7 protein-coding genes are annotated in these 6,323 nt (G+C 41.9%); 4 read left to right on the top strand and 3 right to left on the bottom strand.

Annotation, left to right across the window (positions count from 1 at the left end; all coding sequences use genetic code 11):
* Nucleotides 1–10: 10 nt before the first annotated feature.
* Both menD and MICAI_RS20685 read right to left on the bottom strand, forming a co-directional pair.
* Nucleotides 11–1,720: a 2-succinyl-5-enolpyruvyl-6-hydroxy-3-cyclohexene-1-carboxylic-acid synthase gene (gene menD, locus MICAI_RS20680; RefSeq protein ID WP_008206711.1), complete on the bottom strand. Its 1,710-nt coding sequence runs from the start codon at nt 1,718–1,720 to the stop codon at nt 11–13.
* A gap of 256 nt (nt 1,721–1,976) precedes the next feature.
* Nucleotides 1,977–2,942: a hypothetical protein gene (locus tag MICAI_RS20685; protein ID WP_008206713.1), complete on the bottom strand. Its 966-nt coding sequence runs from the start codon at nt 2,940–2,942 to the stop codon at nt 1,977–1,979.
* A 199-nt stretch (nt 2,943–3,141) separates the two neighbouring features.
* Between MICAI_RS20685 and MICAI_RS20690 the strand changes: the two genes are divergently transcribed.
* The 4 genes from MICAI_RS20690 to MICAI_RS20705 all read left to right on the top strand — a co-directional run bounded on the left by MICAI_RS20690 (nt 3,142) and on the right by MICAI_RS20705 (nt 5,849).
* Entirely contained in the window at nt 3,142–3,552 is a 411-nt protein-coding gene (locus tag MICAI_RS20690; protein WP_008206716.1) for a Mov34/MPN/PAD-1 family protein, read from the top strand.
* 6 nt (nt 3,553–3,558) lie between these two features.
* Nucleotides 3,559–4,071, top strand: coding sequence for a cobalamin biosynthesis protein (locus MICAI_RS20695; protein ID WP_008206718.1), 513 nt, complete (start codon nt 3,559–3,561; stop codon nt 4,069–4,071).
* A 7-nt stretch (nt 4,072–4,078) separates the two neighbouring features.
* Nucleotides 4,079–5,254: a lipid-A-disaccharide synthase-related protein gene (locus tag MICAI_RS20700; RefSeq protein ID WP_008206720.1), complete on the top strand. Its 1,176-nt coding sequence runs from the start codon at nt 4,079–4,081 to the stop codon at nt 5,252–5,254.
* 253 nt (nt 5,255–5,507) lie between these two features.
* On the top strand, nt 5,508–5,849 hold the full coding sequence (locus MICAI_RS20705) for a DUF4164 family protein (protein ID WP_008206721.1): 342 nt from the start codon (nt 5,508–5,510) through the stop codon (nt 5,847–5,849).
* A 103-nt stretch (nt 5,850–5,952) separates the two neighbouring features.
* Here MICAI_RS20705 and MICAI_RS20710 read toward each other — a convergent pair.
* Nucleotides 5,953–6,323 (bottom strand): tetratricopeptide repeat protein (locus tag MICAI_RS20710; RefSeq protein WP_039900625.1); only part of this gene is annotated, 371 nt, incomplete at its 5' end.

Below are 6,323 nucleotides of genomic sequence, written 5' to 3' on the forward strand. Positions count from 1 at the left end.
ACCCCACACCCTACACATAATTACTGAGGAACCATTGAGTATTAAAAGCTCGATCGCAGGATATTTCTAGTAATCTTAGGCCTGATTCCGGTAAAACTGCGATTTTTTCCTGAAAATCAGTCCAATCGCTGATTAAATGGTAATCGATACCGTAGGTGTGACAGAGTTGGCAAAAGTCGATATTTTGGGGAGTGGCAAAAAATTCTTCAAAGGGAGGGTCAAATTTGGCGATCGGCAACATCTGGAAAATGCCTCCCCCCTTGTTATTGATTAAAATTATGGTCAAGGAGCCAACAAAATATTTTTTGATTAAAAAACCATTTGTGTCGTGTAATAGGGCTAAATCTCCCGTTAATAGCAGACTAGGGACATTTTTATAAGCTATTCCCATCGCAGTGGAGAGGTTGCCGTCGATGCCATTGGCCCCGCGATTAAAATAGGGACGAATTTGGCGATCGCTAGGCGGGTTAAAAAATTCCGCATAGCGAACAGGCATACTATTAGAGATAAATATCGGGGTGCGGGGGGGGAGGTATTGGGAGAGCAGCCAGGGGATTTTCCCTTCAATCAGTTTAGTTTCTGCTGCCAAAAGGCGATCGATGGTTAATCTGGCTTGCTGGTCGAATTTCTGCCATAATTGCCGATATTCTTGGTTATTCTCGGTTTGCTCTGGGAATAAATCCCCTAATTGCTCGATATTTACCCTGAGATGTCTGGTTTTTCCCTGTAGAGGATCGTAATTATCGGGATGGGGATCGATAATCCAACGCGGACAGTCGATTTCTTCTAACCAGGTCCGTAATTCTTTGCTGGTGGGTAATTCGCCAATTTGTAGGACAACATCGGGGGTTAATTGGGTTCTAAGGGCAGGATTCCGCAATAATAAATCATAGGTGGTGATCAGATGGGGATTTAACCCTGCATAGTTTCGCAGAGGAGATAAAGCTTCTGCTAAGACGGGATATTGTTGCGATCGGGCTAAATTAGCGATCGCCTGACAGTAACTTTCGGGGTTTTGCGGGGAAGCTAATCCCGCGATGATAATTCCTTTGGGGGGTAAAGAAGGAATTTCGAGAATTGAGCGGTTAATGGGCATATTTTGCCGAGATATGTGGCTAAAAAAAGCCTCTTGGTCAAAATTAGCCTCTAAATTGTTAATTTCTAGATCGGGAGTCGGTGCGAGGGGATCCCGAAATGGTAAGTTCAGATGCACCACTCCGGGGACAGGATCGAGACAGCGCCACCACCCATGGATGACAGTTTGACGGAGATAGCGTAAACGCTCGATATTGGCACTAGGACAGCTAATTTCCGCTTGCCAGTTGGGATAATTACCGTAGAGTTTGACTTGATCGATAGTCTGACCGGCGTGAGCATGACGCAATTCTGGGGGGCGATCGGCGGTTAGAATTAATAAGGGGACATGACTTTCTTTTGCTTCAATGACTGCGGGATAAAAATTAGCCGTGGCGGTCCCGGAAGTGCAGACTAAAACCACCGGTTGATATAATTGTTTGGCTAATCCCAGGGCAAAAAAAGCGGCCGAGCGCTCGTCTAAGATGGGAATAGCTTCAATCTGGGGATGTCTTGCCAAGGCTATCGTTAAAGGAGTCGATCGCGATCCGGGAGAAACCACCCCTATCTTCAATCCCAAACGGGCCAATGTTTCGACTAAAATAGAACCCCAAAGTGTATTAAGATTGCGAAAATCGATCGACATTTATCAGTTCAGTGCAAAGGTTAGGGGACAATAAGATAAATTTAACATTGGCTGGAACCGGCCAAGAATAAGTTATTCCTGAGTCAGCGATGCGGGTTAAGTTTACTCTCAATTCCCAGGCCAATTTATCCCTTTTCGGGTTCCCTTCTCGCCAAGTTTTAAGGGGAAAATTTAGATACTGCTGCTCAACCTTCTCTTTAACGGTTTAGGAATCAAACCAAATAGCTGCACCTTAGCCATCATCCCCAATAAATAGCTAGTCTTTCCCAAAATCCACATAGGTTAATCCTGTTTTAGCGTCGGTTAGGGACTTACGATATTTATCATAAATTGCCTCCCCAGGAATATCTTCCGAGAATTGCTTCGGTAGTTTAAAAGAGGTGCGGGGATAGCGTTGGCGGATGTCAAGAATGGCGCGATAGGGAAGATACCATTTACGCATTACTTTCAACAATTCGGCAAATTGAGCGTAGGATTTGCTATGTCTGTAGGTCAGGGCAATGTATTGCAGCATTCGAGCATAGGTTTCCGGTTTGCTCTTATTATTAGGCACACCGATAATATTTTTCAGCTTCTCAAAAACTTCGTACTTACTAATTACCAAAACAACTAAACTAGGATAATCTAGTGTTTGTTTTTCGCGAGAAGTCTCCACGATATCAGAAACAGTTCTGAGGACAGAATAGTCCGCTAGTTGGTAGGCTTTAAATAGGGATAAAAGTTTTAATCCTAATTCGTACTCTGCCAGACGTTCCAATTCAGTTTGATAGGCTTTTAGGGCAACTTTTCCCTCCTCCGTTTTCACATCGGGCAGAGTTTCCAGCAACTTTTCTGCTACTCTAGCTTGAAAAGCCGCCTTATCTTCGTAGTCAGAGGCAAGCAGAGATTCCACATATTGATAAAAATCCTGTTGTTTAGAACTACGATAACGAAATTCTGTTTGATCAAGGCTTAAATAACTATTTTTTGCTTCGATCGCTCCTTGCAGTAGTTTAATACTTTCATCTAGTCCTGCGTATTCTCCAATTCCTCTAGCTAGACAGTATTTAATCTTCACAAACATGAGAAATTCTTGACCGCTAAACTTATCACTATCGATCGATTCTGCTGTCTTGGCAAATCCCCCCAGCGCTGACATTTCCCGGTTGTGGACAATCTGTACCAATTCAGGCACCTCTGGCTTGAAAAGTTTTCTTAAAATCAATTCTATGAATTTTCTCATCTTCAGGCACCTCCGGCTTTTTTTGAAACAATTTTGTTAGAATTAATTCTACGGCGTTGATCCTCAGCATAAAGTATAACCGAATTTGCCATCGACTGCTGAGGAACGACTCGCCAAAAAGAAGACTTTGTACCTCGGAGTCTGGGCAAATAACTGATTTTGAGGGATTGAGATAGATAGGTTTTGAAAATTTTCCCTTATGATCCTGATTACAGAACAAATTTACCAGCGCATTGTCACCCACGCCGAATCCACCTATCCCGAAGAATGTTGTGGGTTACTCGTGGGAAAAATTACCGAAACCGCAGCCCAAGTGATCACCGTGCAAACCACAGAAAATAACTGGTCAGGTAATAGGAAAAACCGCTTTAGTATTGCGCCAGAAGTGCTTTTACAAGCTCAAAAATCGGCGCGGGAAAACCAGCTAGAAATTATCGGTATCTATCATTCCCATCCCGATCATGCCGCCATTCCCTCGGAAATCGATCGCCAATTAGCCTGGTCAGGATATACTTATTTAATTGTCTCCGTAGTTTCAGGACGAGCGATCAATTTACAAGCTTGGCAACTGGACGAAGGCGAACAATTTCAACCGGTAAAAATATTATAGTCTTGTATGACTAGCGCTTCCCCTGCTTTCCACTCACCCGCAATCGATTTAATTGGGATAGGTCCCCTGTGGACAGGTTTTAGCCAACCTGGTTTTTACCCCGATCCTTCCGGGGCAAAAGTGCAGTACCATGGACGATTATTATGGCTAGGAATAGGTTGCATCCGTGGGACGGAGAAAGCGGTCATAGATAGGGCAATTAGGGATGTTTTTAAGCGTTATCACCTCTCTTTAGCCGCTATTGCTGGTATCGCCACCCTTGACATCAAAGCTAATGAACAGGGTTTAATTGCCTACTGTCAAGAGCAAGGATTGCCACTAAAAACCTTTACTGCTGAGGAGTTGAGAGATATTAATGTCCCCAATCCCTCAGCTATTGTCAACAAGAAAGAAGGAACCCCTAGCGTCGCTGAAGCTGCCGCTTTAAAAATGGGCGATACTTTGCTAGTCAGCAAGCAAATAGAAGCAAAATCGGTGACGGTGGCGGTTTCTTTGGCAGCAAGGGAATATAGAGGATAACAAATCGATGCTTAAACAGGTTTTATTTCTTAGTAATGGTCATGGTGAGGATTTAAATGCTAGTTTAATTCTGGGGGAATTACAAAAAATTCAGCCCCAATTATCTATAGCTGCTTTGCCTTTAGTGGGAGAGGGAAAAGCTTATCAAAAATTGTCAGTACCAATTATTGCCCCCACTGCCACTATGCCATCGGGGGGAATTATTTATACCAATCCTTTGAATTGGATTAAGGATATTGGTGCGGGATTAATTAGTCTAACTATTCAGCAAATTCAGGCAGCTTTTAAAGTTAGCAAGGATTGTGATTTATTGATAGCAGTGGGGGATATAGTGCCGATTGCGATCGCTAGTTTAACCGGTCGTCCCTTTGTGGCTTTTATTGTTTCTACTTCCAGTTATTACGAAGGCACAATTAAATTACCTTTACTGACAGAATTATGTTTAAGATCGAAGAATTGTTTAAGAGTTTTTACCCGGGATAAATATACAGCAACAGACCTACAAAATCGGGGTATTAAAAAAGCGATTTTTGCCGGTTATCCGATTATGGATGTCTTAACACCAACGGGTAAAGATTTAGAATTAGATAGTCAAATTCCCATGATTGCTTTATTAGCGGGGAGTCGTTTACCCGAAGCTTTGAGTAATTTGGCTTTACAGTTACAAGTCTGTGAGGAAATAGTTAAAATTAAACCGATGCAGTTTCGGGCTGCTATCATTCCTAGTATCAGAGAAACCGACTTAGAAAATTTAGCTAAACAAGAGGGATGGCATTATTTAGGAGCGGGAAAATTAGAGAAAAATGGGGCTTTATTGTGCTGTTATCGTGATGCTTTTGCCGATATTCTACACCATTGTGACGGTTGTTTAGCCATGGCGGGGACAGCAGTAGAACAAGCGGTGGGATTAGGAAAACCCGTCCTACAAATACCCGGATTTGGTCCCCAATTTACCTATCCTTTTGCTGAGGCACAGATGCGCTTATTAGGGGAATCGGTGATAACTATTGGACAGAAACCCACGGAGGTGAATTTATTTAAAAATGCCGCGGTTAAAATTATTGATATTTTGACAGATTCTCCTTATTTACACAGATGTTTAGAAAATGGCAAAATTAGAGTGGGAGAGTCTGGAGGTAGCAGAAATATTGCCGAGGAAATTTATAGCATTTTTCAAAAGTAATGGCAGAGATAGTTATACTAAATCCGTTGAGTATAGGCTACATATCAGGACAGGCAATAGATAATCAGAACGTAAATTGGGTTGAAGCATGAAACCCAACACCTGCAAGGGTTACGCTACCGCTAACCCATCCTACAAATAATTGTGCCTCCCTACTTATCAGGACAGGCAATAAATAATCAGTCTTTAATAACCAGATTTAGGATTAAAATAAAATTATTATACTATCATTACTCCCAAGGATGTTACCAAAATGTCTAACGAAACCGTTACTTATAGTCTTGAATCTGTCCTCAAGGAAATCAAAGACAGCATCAAGGAGGTTAACCAAAAAATCGACATCTTGCAACAGGATGTTAACCAGAAATTTGATAGCTTACAAAAGGATGTTAACCAGAAATTTGATAAAATCGACGAACGGCTAACTAAGCTAGAGGTAGGACAAGCAAAACTAACTGAGAAAGTCGATGGGATGGATAGAAGACTAGAAAAGCTGGAAGGAACCCAAAAAAATCAAGTTTGGACGTTAATTATTCTTTTAGGAGGAGCGATCGGAACAGCAGCATGGCGCTCTTTCTTTTCTGGTAATCCTTAGAAATATTACTATAATTTCTCACTTTATGGTAGTTATCAGGGGAAATTAGCAGATGTGAAACTCAGGTTAAAAATAAGGGATTCCTAACCCATCCTACCGATAATTATGCTTTCCTCAACCATCTTTTTAACAATCGCCACAATGCCACTATTATCCCCCCAATTAAAACTAAAGGAAACATAACCACCCCCAGAAAGAAAGCAACGATTAAGGGATATTTTCGGGTTTCTAATTGCCGAATTGCCTGATCGCACTTTTGAACATATCCTGCTAACCCCAATGCTTGATATAATTCCCGCGACTGAAGAAATGCTTCTTTCGCTTCCGATATACGTTTGAGTTTATAGTAGGTAAGTCCCAGATTAAACCAAGATTGTGCTTCACCCCCCCGATCACCGATTTCCCGAAGGATTGCTAAGGACTGTTGATGAAACTCGATCGCTTTTTGGTATTTTCCTAGGGAATAGTAAACAC

Source organism: Microcystis sp. T1-4, from assembly GCF_000297435.1.
In the GTDB taxonomy this organism is placed as follows: Bacteria; Cyanobacteriota; Cyanobacteriia; order Cyanobacteriales; family Microcystaceae; genus Microcystis.